The 17,196-nt window shown below is 53.4% G+C and carries 14 protein-coding genes and 6 tRNA genes; 5 read left to right on the top strand and 15 right to left on the bottom strand.

Features of this window, described 5'->3' with window-relative positions; all coding sequences use genetic code 11:
• Nucleotides 1-72: 72 nt before the first annotated feature.
• The 3 genes from COHPA_RS0118760 to COHPA_RS0118750 all read right to left on the bottom strand — a co-directional run bounded on the left by COHPA_RS0118760 (nucleotide 73) and on the right by COHPA_RS0118750 (nucleotide 4,028).
• Nucleotides 73-158 (bottom strand) — tRNA-Leu (locus tag COHPA_RS0118760).
• Nucleotides 159-261: 103 nt separating this feature from the next.
• Complete coding sequence (locus COHPA_RS0118755; protein WP_027087682.1) at nucleotides 262-1,683, bottom strand: family 43 glycosylhydrolase; 1,422 nt, start codon at nucleotides 1,681-1,683, stop codon at nucleotides 262-264.
• A gap of 17 nt (nucleotides 1,684-1,700) precedes the next feature.
• Nucleotides 1,701-4,028, bottom strand: coding sequence for a glycoside hydrolase family 95 protein (locus COHPA_RS0118750; RefSeq protein ID WP_027087681.1), 2,328 nt, complete (start codon nucleotides 4,026-4,028; stop codon nucleotides 1,701-1,703).
• 100 nt (nucleotides 4,029-4,128) lie between these two features.
• Here COHPA_RS0118750 and COHPA_RS0118745 point away from each other — a divergent pair, with 100 nt between their 5' ends.
• Nucleotides 4,129-4,932, top strand: a complete 804-nt coding sequence (locus tag COHPA_RS0118745; RefSeq protein WP_027087680.1) for a helix-turn-helix transcriptional regulator — start codon at nucleotides 4,129-4,131, stop codon at nucleotides 4,930-4,932.
• 399 nt (nucleotides 4,933-5,331) lie between these two features.
• Here the strand turns inward: COHPA_RS0118745 and COHPA_RS0118740 are convergent, their stop codons facing one another.
• The 9 genes from COHPA_RS0118740 to COHPA_RS0118695 form a co-directional block, all read right to left on the bottom strand.
• Nucleotides 5,332-7,122 carry a type 2 periplasmic-binding domain-containing protein gene (locus COHPA_RS0118740; RefSeq protein WP_027087679.1) on the bottom strand — a complete coding sequence of 597 codons (1,791 nt, stop codon included), beginning with the start codon at nucleotides 7,120-7,122 and terminating at the stop codon, nucleotides 5,332-5,334.
• 43 nt (nucleotides 7,123-7,165) lie between these two features.
• Nucleotides 7,166-8,062 carry a carbohydrate ABC transporter permease gene (locus COHPA_RS0118735; RefSeq protein WP_027087678.1) on the bottom strand — a complete coding sequence of 299 codons (897 nt, stop codon included), beginning with the start codon at nucleotides 8,060-8,062 and terminating at the stop codon, nucleotides 7,166-7,168.
• Nucleotides 8,059-8,973, bottom strand: coding sequence for an ABC transporter permease subunit (locus COHPA_RS0118730; protein ID WP_027087677.1), 915 nt, complete (start codon nucleotides 8,971-8,973; stop codon nucleotides 8,059-8,061). Before COHPA_RS0118730 ends, COHPA_RS0118735 begins: the two co-directional genes overlap by 4 nt.
• Before the next feature lie 602 nt (nucleotides 8,974-9,575).
• Nucleotides 9,576-9,661, bottom strand: a tRNA-Leu gene (locus COHPA_RS0118720).
• Nucleotides 9,662-9,709: 48 nt separating this feature from the next.
• Nucleotides 9,710-9,785 (bottom strand) — tRNA-Lys (locus tag COHPA_RS0118715).
• Between the two features lie 3 nt (nucleotides 9,786-9,788).
• Nucleotides 9,789-9,863, bottom strand: a tRNA-Glu gene (locus tag COHPA_RS0118710).
• A gap of 319 nt (nucleotides 9,864-10,182) precedes the next feature.
• Nucleotides 10,183-11,574, bottom strand: coding sequence for a group II intron reverse transcriptase/maturase (ltrA, locus tag COHPA_RS0118705; RefSeq protein ID WP_027087675.1), 1,392 nt, complete (start codon nucleotides 11,572-11,574; stop codon nucleotides 10,183-10,185).
• A 461-nt stretch (nucleotides 11,575-12,035) separates the two neighbouring features.
• Nucleotides 12,036-12,126: transfer RNA gene (locus tag COHPA_RS0118700), tRNA-Ser, on the bottom strand.
• Nucleotide 12,127: 1 nt separating this feature from the next.
• Nucleotides 12,128-12,203: transfer RNA gene (locus COHPA_RS0118695), tRNA-Asn, on the bottom strand.
• A gap of 221 nt (nucleotides 12,204-12,424) precedes the next feature.
• Here COHPA_RS0118695 and COHPA_RS0118690 point away from each other — a divergent pair.
• Nucleotides 12,425-12,955, top strand: a complete 531-nt coding sequence (locus COHPA_RS0118690; protein ID WP_027087674.1) for a TetR/AcrR family transcriptional regulator — start codon at nucleotides 12,425-12,427, stop codon at nucleotides 12,953-12,955.
• A 152-nt stretch (nucleotides 12,956-13,107) separates the two neighbouring features.
• Nucleotides 13,108-14,532: an MFS transporter gene (locus COHPA_RS0118685; protein ID WP_027087673.1), complete on the top strand. Its 1,425-nt coding sequence runs from the start codon at nucleotides 13,108-13,110 to the stop codon at nucleotides 14,530-14,532.
• Here the strand turns inward: COHPA_RS0118685 and COHPA_RS0118680 are convergent.
• A complete protein-coding gene (locus tag COHPA_RS0118680) occupies nucleotides 14,495-14,968 on the bottom strand; it encodes a SprT family protein (RefSeq protein ID WP_035121364.1) in 474 nt (157 codons plus the stop codon). The genes COHPA_RS0118685 and COHPA_RS0118680 overlap by 38 nt on opposite strands.
• A gap of 106 nt (nucleotides 14,969-15,074) precedes the next feature.
• On the opposite strand from COHPA_RS0118680, the gene COHPA_RS0118675 reads away from it, so the two are divergent.
• Together COHPA_RS0118675 and cmpA are read left to right on the top strand one after the other, a co-directional pair.
• Entirely contained in the window at nucleotides 15,075-15,431 is a 357-nt protein-coding gene (locus tag COHPA_RS0118675) for a hypothetical protein (RefSeq protein ID WP_027087671.1), read from the top strand.
• A gap of 78 nt (nucleotides 15,432-15,509) precedes the next feature.
• The gene (gene cmpA / locus COHPA_RS25695; protein ID WP_156926701.1) at nucleotides 15,510-15,647 is read left to right on the top strand and encodes a cortex morphogenetic protein CmpA; all 138 of its coding nucleotides are present in this window, start codon (nucleotides 15,510-15,512) and stop codon (nucleotides 15,645-15,647) included.
• Between the two features lie 119 nt (nucleotides 15,648-15,766).
• Here the strand turns inward: cmpA and COHPA_RS0118665 are convergent, their stop codons facing one another.
• A complete protein-coding gene (locus tag COHPA_RS0118665) occupies nucleotides 15,767-16,420 on the bottom strand; it encodes a nitroreductase family protein (RefSeq protein ID WP_027087670.1) in 654 nt (217 codons plus the stop codon).
• 213 nt (nucleotides 16,421-16,633) lie between these two features.
• Nucleotides 16,634-17,116, bottom strand: coding sequence for an Rrf2 family transcriptional regulator (locus COHPA_RS0118660; RefSeq protein ID WP_027087669.1), 483 nt, complete (start codon nucleotides 17,114-17,116; stop codon nucleotides 16,634-16,636).
• Between the last annotated feature and the right edge of the window lie 80 nt (nucleotides 17,117-17,196).

Below are 17,196 nucleotides of genomic sequence, written 5' to 3'. Positions count from 1 at the left end.
GATCTTCAATGTAGTTTCTCTGACAACGCACAAAAAATCCCTTGCTCGGCAAGGGATTTCAGTTAATCAGTATGGTGCGGTCGAGAGGACTCGAACCTCCACGGTATTGCTACCGCCAGCCCCTCAAGCTGGTGCGTCTGCCATTCCGCCACGACCGCTCGCGCAGCGTTCGAAGACCTGAATTCTTCGGACACTATCGAAGTATAGTGCCTCGCCGCGCAAAAGTAAAGCAGGAATCGAAAAGTTTAAATATTCAATGACTTATTCGAGGGCGAACGACGCCAAAGACGCGCCTGCGCCTCCCTCGGCTCTGTACGTAAAGTAAATGGAATGAACCCCGTCAGGAATCGCGACGTCCGCCGTGTAGGCCGTCCACACGTTCGTAAACTCGACCGGAATCGATGCGAGCGCGGGACCGTCCCAGGCGGTTTTGACCTCGAAGGCGCCTTTGCAATATCCGCGAACTTTGATCGTGACTTTGCTGATTCCTTCGCAGCGCAAATATTTGAAACCCGCCGTTGCGGTGTCCCTCATGTTGGCGATATAGCCGACTTCTTCGTCCCCGTCCTTGCCGTCTTGGGTAATCTTAGGGAATCGGCTGTCCATCCATTCGCCGGGACCTCCCGTGTAGAACGCCTCGTCTTTGCAGAACAAGTGGCACGCCAGATAAGCGGGATATTCCCCTCGGCCTTCGAGAGGGCCGCCGTTCGGACCGCAGGACGTCATCTCCGCCTGGATGATCGTGCCGTCTTCGCGGAAAGAGATCGGCTCGACGCAGGCCTGCCGGCTGAAGTTCGTTCCATTCGTGTGCCGATGATAGAAGACGTACCATTGTCCTTCGACTTCCACGATTCCGCCATGATTGTTGCCGCCGTAATACATCGGCTTGCCGGCGGGTTTATACGTATCGATATAGAGATCGTTGTTGCTGACGATAACTCCTTGATAGACGAAATCCCGGGTCGGCGATTTGCTCGTCGCGTAGCACAATTCGTGCATCAACACCGACGAGTAGGTCAAGTAATACGTATCGCCGATCTTACGGATGGAAGGCGCCTCGAAATATTCATGTCCTTCGAAGCCGGTTCCTTTGCCGTAAGGCTCGTTAGGAAGGACGAATACCGGTTCTTCCAAGATCGTGAGCATATCCGGACCTAATACCGAAGCCATGGCGCCGTGTCTCGATTTGTCTCCGATCGCGCAGAAACCGGTGTACAGGTACGTCTTATCCCCCTCGGTCAATACGGCCGGATCGAATTGATGCTCGTCCCCTTCCCGGTCTCCGAGACGCGTGCCGTCGCTATATTTGACGTAGCCGTAGAACTCGTACTTTCCTGCCGGAGTGTCGCAGACGGCCACCGAGACCAACGACGTCTTGTCCAGCACGTAGAACAGATAATATCGTCCGTCCGGCCCGACCGTAACGTCCGGCGCATAGAGGCACATGGCCCCTTCCGGATTGATAGGATCGTCCGTCTTGCAATAGATGACGCCTTCGTAACGCCAATCCGCGAGATCCTTCACGGGCGCCGACCAGCAGACGTAATCGTTCAAACAATAGGCGTGACCGTTGAATTGATCGTGAGATCCGTATACGTACACTCTGTCGTTGAATACGTAAGGTTCGCCGTCGGGGGTGTATTCCCAAGACGGAAGATAAGGGTTAAATCCTTGTTTTTTCATGTCCATGCTCTCCCTTGTCATTCGTTTGTTGTTTGTAATCGGACAATCACTTCGTCCCCTGCCGCAGCCTTAATGAAGCAGGTGCCGTCATCGAACCGCTCGGGCTCAAGCGGCGCTCCCGCGATCGTTGCGGAGATCGGAACGTCGCAGCGCAATCGGAAGCCGCCCCCGCGATCAGGCTTCAGCCTAGCCCAGCTCAGCCTGCCTTCCTGCCAAGCGATGTCGACCGTCACGGCGCCTCGCGCGCGAAGTCCGGAGACTTCGCCGTCCGGCCACGCTTTCGGAAGCGCCGGCAGAAGGTGAATCGCATCCGCATGGCTTTGCAGAAGCATCTCCGCGATCCCTGCCGCTCCTCCGAAATTGCCGTCGATCTGAAACGGCGGATGGTTATCGAGCAGGTTCGGCAAGGTGGAATGGGTCAGCAGCGCTTTCACGTTCGAGTAAGCCTCCTCCGCATCCTCCAGTCTCGCCCAGAAGTTGACGATCCAAGCGCGGCTCCAGCCGGTATGACCGCCCCCGTTCGCAAGACGTCTCTCCAGCGTGCGCCGCGCGGCAGCGCTCAGGTTCGGCGTTGCGCGAGGCGCGATCTGCGTCCCGGGGTACAGGGCGAACAGATGGGAAATATGCCGATGTCCCGGCTCCACCTCGTCGTAATCCTCAAGCCACTCCTGAAGCTGACCATGGCGCCCGATCCGCGGCTCCGGAAGTTTGTCCATCGCCGCCTTGAGGGACGCGGCGAATTCCGGATCGAGCTTCAGCCGGTCTTCCGCCTCCAGACAAGCGGAGAACAGTTCCCTCGCAATCTGGCTATCCATGGAAGGACCATAACATAACACACCGGTCTCCCCGTTGGGCAATCGATACTCGTTCTCCGGAGAGACGGACGGACAAGTGACAAGCTCGCCCGTCGGCAGCTCGACCATGTAATCCAGCAGAAATACGGCTGCTTCCTTCATGATCGGGTACGTTCGCCGCAGGAACTCGTCGTCCCTGGCGAACAAGTAACGCTCCCACAGGTGCAAGCTTAACCAGGCAAGGCCTAACGGCCAATAGGTCGCGGGCAAATATAGGTCCTGAGGAGCCGTATCCGCCCATATGTCCGTATTGTGATGAGCGGCGCTTCCGCGGCAGCCGTACATGAACTGCGCGGTTCGGCGGCCGTTCTCCGCCAACCGTTCAATCAGGTCGAACAGCGGCTCATGGCACTCGGACAAGTTGCAGAGCTCCGCCGGCCAATAATTCATCTGGGCATTAATATTAATCGTGTATTTGCTGTCCCAGGCGGGCAGCATGTCTTTGTTCCAGATGCCCTGCAGATTCGCGGGCAATGAACCGGGACGGCTGGACGAGATCAGCAAATATCGGCCATATTGATAATAAAGCGCCATTAACGCGGGGTCTTCGGCACCTGCCTTCATCCGCTCCATTCGCTCAGCCGTATCCTGCGCTTCGGAGAAGTCTTCCTTCTCTCGCGATCCGCCGCGAAGGCGTAATGAAGTCCGGTTAAACAGAGATTGATAATCTTCCCTGTGCGACGACTTCAATCGATCATACGACTGGCCGACGACATGCTCGGCCCTCGCGACCGCTGCCGCTTCCGGATTCTGATCGCGATAACTCGTCGTCGCGGCGACAACCAGCGTGACGGCATCGGCTTCTTCCACGACCAGGTGCTCCCCGATCGTCTGCATGCGGCCTCCCTCCGGCCGGCATGCCAGAACCCCGCAGTAATCGACTCCGCCGCCGCTGTTGCCGCTCATGACGATCATCCGGCCGCCTTCGGTGCGCAGATGTTCTACATAGCGAAAATTCTCGCGCCCCAATCGAGCCGTGAACGAGATCCGGCCCGGCGCGTCTGCCGTCAGCAAAATCACGATGGCCCCATCGGGATGGCTGGCCAACATCTCGCGGCGATAGTTCACCGCGTCTGCCCGAAAGGCAACGCGGACGACCGCTTCGGATAGATCAAGTTCCCGTTCGTAGTGCGTGACATGACTCTCTTCGATGGCGAATCGAAGAAACAGATCGCCCAGCGCCACGTAGTGCCGCTGCGTCTCGGGGATTCCCGTCAGCGCCAGCGCGGCTAACCGCTCCGCTTCTTTGAGCCGCCCTGCGAGGATCAGACGGCGAATGTCCGCCAGATGGTTCGGGGCATCCGGATTATGACGATCCCGCGGCCCGCCGTACCATAACGAGTCTTCGTTGAGCTGGAGCCGCTCGGACACCGGATGGCCGAATATCATGGCGCCCAGCCGCCCGTTGCCTATGGGCAAAGCTTCATCCCATCTTGCGGCGGGTTGGCGATAGTAAAGCTTAAGCTGCCCGTCAGGGCGTTGATCTCGCATCTCTATCCTCTCTCTTCGGCTCTATATTGTTACCTTTGCAGGCTGCACTCTATTATAATGGATGCTAGGACGATTAACGCAATGGGAAGGGAGCTATCGTATGAACCATATCTACTATGTGGAATGCGATGCGACGCATGCCAGCAACTTCGTGTTCGATATTCCTCAAGGCCATCATTGCTGGTTGCTCGTGGTCACCAAGACTCCCGCTCAATTCTGGGTCGACGGAGAGCTTAAGGAATACCCGGCCCACAGCGCGATCCTCTATCAAGCGAACCAGAAAATCTATTATAAGGCCTGCGTCGATAAATACGTCAATAACTGGATTCGCTTTGAATCCGACGAGCCATACGTCATGAAGACTTCGCTGCCTTTCGGAGTTCCCTTCTCTTTGGATGACCCGGACTATTGCCACAAGCTGTTCGAGCTTCTCGTCATCGAGCATAACTTCAATCGAGACTACAAGAACTCGTCCATCGACGGCTTGCTTCGGACGCTATTCAACAAACTGCGGGAATCCTATTGCCACAACGGCTTTACGCCTCAATACTACAGCCTTCTAAGACTTCGCTCAGCCATTCAGAGCAATCCGAGCGACGCATGGACGGTTTCGAAGATGGCGGATATTCTCAGCATCAGTCCCGGTTATTTGCAGATCATTTACAAAAAAACGTTCGGCATCTCCTGTATGGAGGATGTCATTAACGGCCGTATTCGGCTCGCGAAGGAATATTTGTCCCATGGATCGCAAAGCATCGCGGAAGTGGCGTTTCAGTGCGGCTATCATAATGTAGAACATTTCTGCCGGCAATTCAAACAGATCACCGGGCTTACTCCGAAGAAATTCCAGAATCAAGCCCCTCTTTTCTCGGAGGCGCAAGAAGAGCCGGTCATCTCCTCTTGAATCGGCAGAACAAGCCGTCTGTTCCCCGCCTGCCATGCATGCATGTCCAGCAATCCGGCCACTTTCCAGGCGCATACGATGCAGAACGTACAATCGGTTTTTGCCTCAACTGCATGGAGTACCGTTCGTTATCCCAATATCGTCATTTTTCTACTGAATAGCTGCATCGAATACATCTCACACTCGCCGAAACCGTCAGAACTTTCATTTTCTACCCCAAATAACTGCACTTCATACCGTTCTCAGGTCAAGGAGTATCCTCTCGATTGGAATACCTGCCATTCATGCAGTTAGTGTCGAGCGATGACGCTGCGTAGGCCTAGATGATATCGATCAGAAATAAACAAACAAAGAGGTGTCCCTCGGTCAAATCGACCTAGGGACTGCCTCTTCAACCTATTATTGGCTAGCTAACGCATCGGCGCGCATTTTAACGATCTTCTGCGCTTTAGCCGTATCTACCGCAAGGACGTCGTCCCAGCCGAGACCGACTACGTCTTTCTGCATTTTCGTCCACATTTGTTCGAAATCCGCTTGGTCTTTGGCGAATACCATTTTCCAAGACGTGTTTTTCACGTAATCCGAAATCTGGCTGCGTTTGTTCTTGATGTCGGATGAATCGGAACCGAGGCTCGTGTTAATGTTCGGAACGATATCGATCATATTGTTTTTCAAGTAATAGTCGGTAGCGTTCGTCGCGTTGTAAGTCTGCTGCCAATCCGTCGTGAGCGCCGTCTTGTTCGCTTCGATCGTAGAGCTCCAGTAGTTGTTGTTATAAAACTCGCCCGTATCCGGATCTTTGGTGAAGTCGCTCATGATCATCGTGTTAAGCTTGCTCTGACCGTCCTGATAACCGCCGCCGCCGTACTCGTCCGGAACCGGAGTGTTTTTCTGGAAAGCGGTTTGACCGACTTCGGTCAGCTTGAATTTGCCGTCTGCGGTTTTCTCGTAGTTAAAGCCTTCGAATCCGTTCGTATAGTAGCGCATTCCTTCCGGAGATACGGTCCAATCGAGGAATTCGATGATCCGGTCGGGATCCTTCGCTTTGGATCCGATAGCGAATACTCTGCCGTTGCCGTAGTAAGCATCGCTGCTTTGAATAATGCGAGAATCCGCGATCGGAACAGCTACGTTGCCGTCCCCGTTCTTGCCTCTCTCGATGGAGTTGTAGAAACCTCTCTGCCAGGAATACCACAACAGAAGAACTTGTTTGTTCGTCAGCTTCTCGGCGACTTTGTTCCAGTCTTGAGATGCCGAATCGGGATCCACTAACCCCATTTGGTTGGCGTCGAACAGGAATTTCAAGATTTTCTTGTACATGCTGTTATCGTCGACGATCGGCACGATATCGCCCTTCGCGTTCAATTGAATCGTCGTCGTGCCGTCCGGCTTCTCGTAGCCGTACCAGTTGCTGATCCAGCGAACGTTCTCCATCGCGCCGGTTCCGCCGTCCCAATCTTTCCACAACGTAATCGGAACGATAGGCTTGCCGTCAGGCGTCTTCGGATACTTCTCTTGCATTTGCTTCAACACGTTCAGAAGATCGGATAGATTATTCAGCTTCGGAGCCCCTACTCCCTTGTAATAATCCCAAGGCATGATCGGGCTGGAGTACGGAATTTCTTCCGAGAAGGTCGTAGGCGAAGTATCGGCTTCGAATGTCGGCATCGCGTAAATCTTGCCGTCCGGATTAACTTTATCGAAGGCGGCATTGAACGGCTTGAAGTGATTGTCCACGTATTGGGACAAGTACTTCGTATTCTTGAGCTTATCCGTTAAATCCATAATCATGCCGGCAGGAAGCAATTCTTCCAATTGGCTGTTGTCGATGATCAGGAGGTCTCCAAGATCTCCCGCTGCCGATCTCGTCTTGTACAACTGATCGCCGGCTACCTGCGGGGCGAGGATGTTGAGCGTTATGTTGAACTTATCCTTGACAAGCTTGCCGTACCAACCCGTCTGCTCCCCTTGATAGTTCGCCGCATTGTTGAATACGGTAATGGTCAACGGTTTGCTGTGGTCGATGCCGCTTGATGCGGACGCTTCCGTGCCGGAGCTCGACGGCGCCGCCGATGAAGCCGTGTTGTTGTTGGAATCTTTACTGCAGCCTGCTAACGCGGTCGACGCCAGCAACAGACCGGCTAACGTTACCAACATAGATTTCTTTGCAGGATGTCTGCTCTTGCTCATGTGTAACCCCCCAAATTCTATCAATTTATTATAATGGCGCGAATTAACCTTTCACTGCGCCAATCATAATCCCTTTCACGAAGAACCGCTGGAATACCGGATAGACGAGCAAGATCGGCGCTACGACGATTATGGTTACCGTCATCCGTATGGAAGTCGTCGTCTGCTTGGTCGCCAGACTGGCTATCGTAGTCGAGCCGGCATTCTGCAGATTGACCATCGTGGATAACGAGCTCGCCTGATTAATGTAGTTATAGAGAATAAACTGCAAGCTGTAGAGATTGCTGTCCGTCATGAGCAACAACGTGTCTTGGAACGCGTTCCACTGGTCTACCGCCGCGAATATGGCGACCGTCGCCAATATGGGCTTGCAGATGGGCAGCATAACCCTGAAGAAGATCGTCATCGTACCGGCCCCGTCGATGCTGGCCGCCTGCTGTAATTCTTTAGGAGTCGATTCCACGAACGTCTTAACCAGGATGATGAAGAACGGAGCGACGATGGTCGGTAAAATATAGGCTAAGAAATTGTTCGTCAAATGAAGCGATCTCATCGTTAAATACCACGGAATAATCCCGGCATTGAAGAACATCGTGATGACCGTGAACCGGTACCAGAACTTACGTCCCCACATGTCCGTCTGGGAGAACATAAATCCCAAGAAGGCCGACGCCCCCACCGTCAACGACGTCCCGATTACCGTTCTTGCGAGGGAGATGAGCGCCGCGTCCCCGAGTCCGGGTATTTTGAACACGTCGATATAGTTTTGGAAATGAATTTGTTTCGGATAAAAGACGATTTCGCCTCTGGCGCTAATATCGTTCGCGCTAATTGTATTGATGATGATAGAGTAGAACGGATATATGCAAATCAAAGCGAATAGAGAAAACAACGTGTAAATGATTACGGTAATCAACTTGTCGGTCGCGCGGATCGTCATACGATGCTCTCTCCTCTCGTCAATTTGGATAACCCGTTCACCGAGAAGAGAAGAATGACGCTAATCAAGCTTTTCAGCATGCTAATCGCAACGGATACGGAGTAGCTGCCGCCTCCCATAGCCAGGTTGTACACATACAGGTCGAGAACTTGTATCGTTTCCTTATTGAACGCGTTCTGGAATACGAAATACTGTTCAAGGCCGTTGTTGAGGAAGCTCGCGACTTGCAGCATAAGCAACACGAAATAGGTCGGGAGCATATTCGGTATGACGACATGCCGAATCACCTGCATTCTTGTCGCTCCGTCTACGCGGGCCGCTTCATAGAGCGATTCGTCAATTCCCATGATGGCGGCGATATACAGAATAGCCGACCAGCCTAGCGCTTTCCAAGTGGTCCACATCCACATCGTCAGCCACACATTATCCGATTTCTGAAGGAGCAGGACCGGAGAATCGATCAAACCCAATTGGCTTAACATTCCGTTAATGATCCCTTCGCTGGAAAACATGGAGAATGCCAGCGAGTAGACGAGAACCCAGCTAATAAAGTTCGGAAGCGTCGTTACCGTCTGGATGAATTTCCGGAATCGAACGGATTTGATCTCGGCCAGGAAGATGGCGAAAACCATCGGCAGCCAAGAGAAGAGCAAGCCCAAGCCGCTAATTCCGAATGTATTCTTAATAACCTGTAACAGCTGATCGACTTTGACCTGGTTCTCGACTAGAGAATGGAACCATTTAAAACCGACGAACTCCGATTGGGACAGCGGAATCGGCGGCGTGTAGTCGTAGAAGGCGTACACCCAACCATATAGAGGATAGTAAGCAAAAACGCCTAACAAGATCATAAAAGGAAGGATGTAAAGAAACTTCCGAAACGCCATTCTTCTCATGCTGTTACTTTGCATCGGCAAATCACCTTTCCATGTTCTCGGCACTACGCCGATAATAGTCCACACAACAAAAATTGATATTTTAGACTTTCTATCATAAATAAATCAAGTGTTATGACAGCGCTTCCATACTTGCAATGTAGTTATACTAAGTTATATATCCCTTCAGTTCAATGACGTATCCTACTGCAAAATTGATCTATTGGCATATTGTATTTGAAGAAAAGGTTTTCCATATTTCAGCCATCATGAAAACTTCAATTAGGAAGTGATTCTTTGGGGGGGCTGGAAAATAAAAACTCCCTTGCTAGGCACTTCACATAAAGTGCCTGGACAAGGGATTTTACATATCGTTGGAGGCTTAGGGCGAAGTCCTCCGGCTGATCTAAAGAGATCGCCGCCCCCAGTATGAAGCAATTTCCCCGTGGGGAGATGTGGCAATAATCGCTGAATACAACCGCTTCTTCGCCGAACTCTCGTAAAGCTTGTATTTGCTTTTCGATTTTATCGGGCGTGTACAAGGAAACTTTATAATCCTCAACCATTTATCTCTGCTTTCCGTAAAAAGACAACAAAAAAATCCCTTCTGCACAAAGGGATTTCGCCATTAATAAATATGGTGCGGTCGAGAGGACTCGAACCTCCACGGTATTGCTACCGCCAGCCCCTCAAGCTGGTGCGTCTGCCATTCCGCCACGACCGCATATTCGTTTGTCGTCCGATCCGATTTGCGCCAAGCTCGAACATACAATGGTGAGCCATGTAGGACTCGAACCTACGACACCCTGATTAAAAGTCAGGTGCTCTACCAACTGAGCTAATGGCTCGCATGGTGACCCCTAGGGGACTCGAACCCCTGTTACCTCCGTGAAAGGGAGGTGTCTTAACCGCTTGACCAAGGGGCCAAATGTTGCCTGCGAGGTTGATCTTGTCCGCTGCCCATTTCAGACGACAAATATGAGTATATCTGAACCTAGGGACAAAGGCAAGTCATTTTTCGCATTATTTGCGAGGAAATTTCACACAGGAAAAGCGGCGCTGCTAAGTTGATTTTCAACTCGTTATTGTCGCGTTTTTGCGCGCTGATCCGCCGCTTTCCACGCTGTAACTCGATATTGTCGCGCTATTGCGATACTTCGGAGCAAATCGAGTAGATGGGGGCGGCTAGCCCCCGACCTCTCACACCACCGTACATGCGGGTCCGCATACGGCGGTTCCTAAAAGTTAACGAGTTTCAAGATAACGAGTTGTCAGACTTAACAGCCCTTGGTCACTCCAGTAGGAGCGATTAAGGGCGTTGTTTATGTTTCGGGACATTTCCCAGCATCCGCGGCGAGCGTTTGCCATCATTCTTGCCGCCCACTCCGGTACACCTAGGGCACGTAAGTTTCGGAGCCTGGATTTAGGTAGTTTCCACTGCTTCCATAGGCACATGCGTAGTCTTCGGCGAATCCATTCGTCGAGTCGTTCGCAGTGCGTCTTTACGGATGCTAGCCGGAAGTAGCCTATCCAACCCATCAGGTAGCGATTTAATTCTTGCAGCCTCTTCTCCATCGAGACGCCTCGCGTACGCGAGGTTATCTCCCTGACGCGTTCCTTTAGTTGTTCCAGTTTCTTCGGCGCGATTCGAATCGTCGCGACTTTGTTGCTGAGAAAGCTGAATCCAAGGAACTTGCGGTTCCATGGGCGGTCTACCGCACTCTTGTCCCGATTCACTCTTAGTCTGAGCCTCTCCTCTACAAAGCGAATGACCGACGCCATTACGCGTTCACCTGCACGCTTGCTTCGGACAAAGATGTTGCAGTCGTCCACATAACGCACAAACTTCAAGCCGCGTTCCGTTAACTCTTTGTCCAGATCGTCCAACAGGATGTTAGCTAAAAGCGGGCTGAGCGGACCGCCTTGCGGCGTTCCTTCCAGCGTCTCCTGCTTTGTCCCGTCGACCATGACTCCGGCATTGAGGTAGGAACGAATCAGCTTCAAGACACGCTTGTCCGCGACTTTTCGTGCTACCCTTGCCATGAGGATGTCGTGGTTCACTCTGTCAAAGAACTTCTCCAAATCTATGTCTACGACCCAGCGATTTCCTTCTTGAATGTAGGACTGCGCTTGTTTTACTGCGTCATGGGCACGTTTCCTTGGGCGGAATCCAAAGCTGTTCGGTGAGAATAACGGGTCNAAAATCGGTGTCATTACTTGCATGAGGGCTTGTTGGATCAAGCGGTCCATTACGGTTGGGATACCTAACAGCCGCACCCCGCCTCCGGGTTTGGGGATTTCCACCCGTTTGACTGGCATCGGTCTGTACGTACCCAATTGGAGCTGCGCTTTCACGGTTTCCCAGCATTCCCATACGTGTGCTTGTAGCTCGGCTACCGTCACGTTGTCTATGCCGGGCGCTCCTCCGTTTTGTTTCACTCGCTTGTAGGCTTCTCGGAGATTTCCCTCCTCGAGCATTTGATCCAGCAAGTCGTGCTTTCCTTCGCGAGAAGAAAGGTCGGTTTGTGCCGACGAAGAACTCGGCGCTCCGGCATACCCTTGCGGTTTCACCGCTACCCTTTGCCGCGAGCTCCCTTGCGGGATATTCTGCTGTCGTTGTTCTTCGCGCGAACGCATCGATTTCTTTTCTCCTTTAGGTTCAGCCCTTCCGGTGTTGTTGCAACAACACCGTACTATGGCTTCTGCTGACTCCTGCGGATTCAGCGCGACTTCTCAGCCACGGTTACGCAAATACTTCGCATATTCCACAGGTCTCCCCAGATAAGAACGTCATCTTTCCGCCCGCGCTCGCCCAAGTTTACGGCTGCAGCCTTTGGCAGCTTAGGATTTCGTCATGTGATGGTGACTCATCCGACTGCAACCGCCTCAAATTGGATTCGTGTACCTCGAGCCGTGCGTTTGCCTCCAGCTTCCTTCGGATTCCGCCTCGCGGCGGACACCCTTGCTCTTGGCTATGGTAGGCGCTTGCCAGCCCCCATTCCGGACTTTCACCGTAGAGATGACGCCCATGCTGGGCGTACATCAAAAGAAGCACGCCGGCCGGCGTGCTTCTTCAAGTCGTCTTTTGGAGTGTTTCGTGGCGGAGAGAGAGGGATTCGAACCCTCGCACCACTTGCGCAGTCTAACCCCTTAGCAGAGGGTCCCCTTGAGCCACTTGGGTATCTCTCCATGGCTCCCCGAACAGGACTCGAACCTGTGACAACTCGATTAACAGTCGAGTGCTCTACCAACTGAGCTATCAGGGAATATGTTCTTTTTTTCAAAAGCGACAATTAGTAATTTACCATGGTTCAAAGTCTAAGTCAAGCATCGCCAAACAAATATTGATTTGAAAATTAACCCAGCCCGAAATGCTTTCCGCCATGTTGACATCAACATCCGATTCGTGTAATTTATTGATTAATAAATCATTTTGCTAGGCATCCTCGCCCCCTATTCATCTCACACCCGCGAAGGAGCAAACGCCATGAGTCCGAAGGAAGACGTAATCGCCAATCGCAAAGATCAGATCATGAGATGCGCGGCCGCGTTATTCGCCGAACAAGGCTACTATAAGACGACGACGGCTCATATCGCCTCCGCGGCCGGCGTGACGCAGCCCTATGTCTTTCACTTCTTCAAGTCGAAGGAGCAGTTGTACCTCGACGTACTCGATCATGCTTTCGTTAAGCTGCGCGACGCGTTCATATTCGTCGAATCTCCGCCTGAAGAATTGATGCAGCGCATGGGTGAATCGTTCCAGGAGCTTCTTCAAAGCCATCGCAACGAGATGTTGCTGCTTATGCAATGCTTCACGATGCCTGAAGCCGACGTGAGGCAATTCGCGAGGGAAACGTGGTCGCAAATCTACGAAACGATTAAAGCCCGGTTCGAGCAATCAGGCGCGGCGAATCCAGCCATGGAAGCCAGTATGTTCGTCTCGTGCGGCATGATTATCACCCTCGCGGAAGTACTGTCATTGCCTAAGCTGAATCCTTGGGCAGAGCCCCGTGAATGACGGGGTTTATTTATCGGATTAAATTTATTAATCGATAAATAAGAATGTGTTAACGAGCAGCACATCTCTTCTGCAGAGCCCTCGCTCTCCTGCGAGGTTTTTCTACAAGCTCTACTTATTAATCAATAAATAAAATTAGGAGTGATTACACGATGTTCACCCCCGCTCGAGTTCGCCTGCTTTTCGTTACGTGCACCGTCTTATTCATGGCCATGCTGGACAATTTAGTACTCGGAGTCGCGCTTCCTTCCATCCAGGAAGATCTCGGCGCCACGATGTCCGATCTGGAATGGTTCATGAACGCTTACACGCTGGCTTTCGCCGTTCTGCTCATCCCGTTCAGCGTCCTCGGAGACTCTATCGGACGCAAGCAAGTGTTCCTCGCCGGCACCGCAGTCTTCACGCTCGGATCGCTGCTGTCCGGCCTGTCGGACTCCTCGATCGCGCTCATCCTCTCCCGCGCCTTGCAAGGCGTAGGAGGCGCGGCGGTCGTGCCGCTAAGTCTCACGCTCGTCAACGCCGCTTTCCCTCCCGAGAAACGAGCCGTCGCGCTCGGCATGTGGTCGGGCATTTCCGGGCTTGGGTTAAGCATTGGACCGCTGGTCGGCGGGCTTATTATGGAAGGCGCGCCATGGCAAATGATTTTCTACGTGAACGTCCCGATCGGCATCATTGCTTTCGCCTTGGGTCTGAAATGGCTGCAGCCTTCCCGCGGAATCCGCAAACCTCTCGATCCGGTCGGGGTTTTGCTGCTGACGTCCGGCTTGCTGGGAATCGTACTCGGGCTGGAGCGCGGCAACTCCGATGGCTGGGACTCGGCGATCGTCATCGGTTCGCTCGCCGCCGGACTTCTGTTGCTCGTCCTGTTCTACTTCTGGGAAAGAACGCGAACGAATCCGTTCATCCGCTTCGACCTGTTCCGCCGCAAAACATACGCCTTCTATGTATTCGCTGGCTTCTGGATGAACGCGGGCGTATTCGGCGCGATCTTCCTGCTGACGTTGTTCCTGCAGCAAGCGCAAGGCAACACGCCGCTCGGCGCCGGGGCTCGCGAGATGGCGTGGACGACGATGACGATGATCGCCGCGCCGCTCGCCGGACTCGCCATCAACAAATTCGGCAACAAGAACGTGCTGCTTATCGGTCTATCCATGCAAGCCGTAGCTCTCGCCCTGTTCGCATGGATCATCGGGACTCAAGGCGCCGACGTTCCGTTCGTTAACTACCTTCCGGCGATGATGCTTGCCGGTACCGGCATGGGCCTCAGCTTTACCCCGCTATCGCATGGCTCGCTCTCCTCCGTGCCGGAGGACGCCTCCGGCGAAGCCAGCGGCACGGGGAACGCGACAAGAGAATTGGGCGGCGCATTCGGCATCGCGATCGCCGGTCTCATCTTCCAATCCGGCAGCGAAATCCGCACGCCTCAGCAATTCGCCGACCATATCGTCCCCAGCCTCGCATCCAGCGCGATCATGATGACCGTGGCGCTGATCGGCGTCGCGCTGTTCGTCCGAAACCGCGCGGATGCCAAAGCCCTCTTCAAGGCGCCGGCGAAGGCTGCGCATGATGGAGCGTAAGCTTCCCGCGACAACGTCCGCACACGTACTTGCGCGGGTCCACGCGCCGCTTGCGCGGATATTCCATCCCGCAGTTCCGGCAAGCGAGCACGTATTTGACCGGCAATCTTCTGGCTGCTCCCGGCAGCGCGCGGCAATGCCGGGTGGCGCCTACTTGCTCCAATAAAGCTTTGAAATCCGCATCGCGATGCTGGTATCCCTTGCGTTGCAAATGCAGATGATAATGGCAGAGCTCGTGCTTGATGATCGCTTCCGTCTCGGCTTCGCCATGAGCCGCAAGCTGATGCGGACTAATCTCGATATTGTGGCTTTTCAAGAAATAACGCCCGCCCGTCGTTCTCAGTCGCGCGTTAAAGGCTGCTTTGTGCGTAAACGGCCTTCCGAAGGACGCGAGAGACACCCGCTCGACCCATTGCTGCAACTGTTCGTTCGTCATTAACGACATGTCTTCTCTCCCCTTGCGAAGCTTGGCTACTTGAATTGTAGTCCGCGATTGGGCTACACTGTCAAGTAGTAACGGACCGAGGGGAGACCGGTTTCTCATGCCAGAGATGTCGTACGTGATTCTGCAACACGAACAAGGCGCGCTGGAATTCGTGGAAATGCCCGCGTCGCATGCTTACCAACTAAGCGCGCTTAATCTGCGCTTGCATAAGGAATTGTCGAAATTGACGGCCGACAACGTTCCTAAGCTGCCAAGAGCCGTCGCCGAATGCGGCAGGCTCGAGTTGCTGAACGAGAACGATGCGCTGATCGGCGGATTGGATTATATTAACGATCTCGAACGAGCCTTCTCCGCTATCCGCGAAGGGGCTTATCCGCTGATCTCCTTGCTGACCGAAATTCGCGCGCTGCAAGCGCAGCTGGAGCAATGGTACGAAGAAGAAGATAGGTTCTGACGAATCGGACCTGCACGGACATTCGCCTATCCCCATATGCTAAACGTGACAGCATGCGATGGGAGGAGGACGATTCCGATGCCGCAATGGCTTTGCAATCAGCTCATGTCCGCGTTTCAGAAGAAAGACCGCCGGCAAATTCGCCTTTTGAACGACTGCTGGTTTTATTACAGGGCGAAACCAGAGAAGACGAAGGATCAGCCCAACGTCCATTGAATACCGGCCTTATCGCGCGAACGCGCGCAAGCCTTCCGGCGCCTTGCATCGACTCTCACAAGAAGAAGGATCCTTGCCGCCGGACTTGGCGGGTAAGGGTCCTTCTTTTATCCTTGCGTTCAGTTGGTGAACTCGTTCCAGCTCGCGACTTCGTCCACGGTCAGGCGCACCGTCGGATGACCCGGCTTCGCCGCTTTGCCGATCGCGATCAGCATGATCGGAACATACCTTTCGCCGATACCGAACGCCTCCGCGAACTTAACCGCGTCATAGCCGCCCATCGGCACGGTATCGTAGCCTCTTGCTTTGGCTGCCAGCATGAGCTGCATCGAGATCAAGCCGCCGTCCGTGCTGACGATTCTCGTCGCGATGTCCTTCGGCAGCGAGCCGTACGTCTTCACGGTGCGTTCGACGAACGCGTTTTTGGTGTCCTCCGGCATATATCCGGCTTCGAACGCCCGCGTATAAATCTTGTCCGCGAGCTTGTAGCTCTCCAAGTCGCCCAGCACGGCGATGACCGCTGAAGCCTCGACCACTTGCTGCTGGTTCCAGGCAATCGGCAGCAGCTTCTCCTTCATCTGTTGGTCGTCGATGACGAGGAACCGCCAGGGCTGAAGATTCGAGGATGACGGAGCGAGAATCGCCTCGCCTAGCAGCTCGGTCATTTCTTCCTTGGAAATCGTGAAATTCGGATCGTAGGCTCTCACCGAGCGGCGTTCGCGAATCACCTCGGAGAATGCTTTCTCCTTGCTTGTTACCGTTGTCGTTGACATAAGTACTGCCTCCTTCTGGGCATTCAAGAGTGGATTACTAATCTGAGCAATAACTAACACAGTTAACGCGAAAATGATGACGAGCCCGCGCGACCGCCGACAGTAGTGTTCCTTCACACATCTGTGTCGAATCCTGCACAGTATAAACAAAAAAATAAAAACAACGTTAACTGTTGTATTTATTGCACAGTATACGACGATCAAAAGAAGATGTCAACTCCCGGTCGTCAATTCCTTAGCTGCCGGTTTGTTCGCGCAATACAACGCACGGTCGGCCAGATGTCCGATCGTATAACGGCTAAGCACCTCGCGCATCGAACGGTCCATCTCCGACGTCAGCTCGCAGAAAATCGCCTTCATCTCTTGGCCGAAAGGATGCGTGCCCGTCGTCTCCTTGATGCCGAAGCAAAGCGGGTCGCTGACTTGAAGCACCGTATACACTTCCTCAAGCGTCACCGATTGAGGGTCGCGCCGAAGCCGATAACCTCCGTCTCGGCCTTCCCTCGTCTCCAATATGCCGCCTTTAACCAAAGTTGCCATAATCCGGCGCAACAGCGTCGCTTCCGATTGCAAATAAGCGGCAAGCTCCCCGCTCGGGCAAGTCTGGGCATTATCGCGCGACAAGATGACCAGTGCTTGCAACGCTAACCCGAACCACTTGGGGTGATGGGACCCGATGCACTTGTCCTGAATCATGCTATCGCCTCCTTAAGCACAGATTTGGTTGCTTGAATTGTATCGAACTTCGCCGCGATGCACAAGATGCAAACGATTGC

Origin of the sequence: Cohnella panacarvi Gsoil 349 (assembly GCF_000515335.1) — a bacterium.
Taxonomy (GTDB): domain Bacteria; phylum Bacillota; class Bacilli; order Paenibacillales; family Paenibacillaceae; genus Cohnella; species Cohnella panacarvi.
Note: the sequence above shows the minus strand (reverse complement) of the source record. Positions and strands in the feature narration are given on the sequence as shown.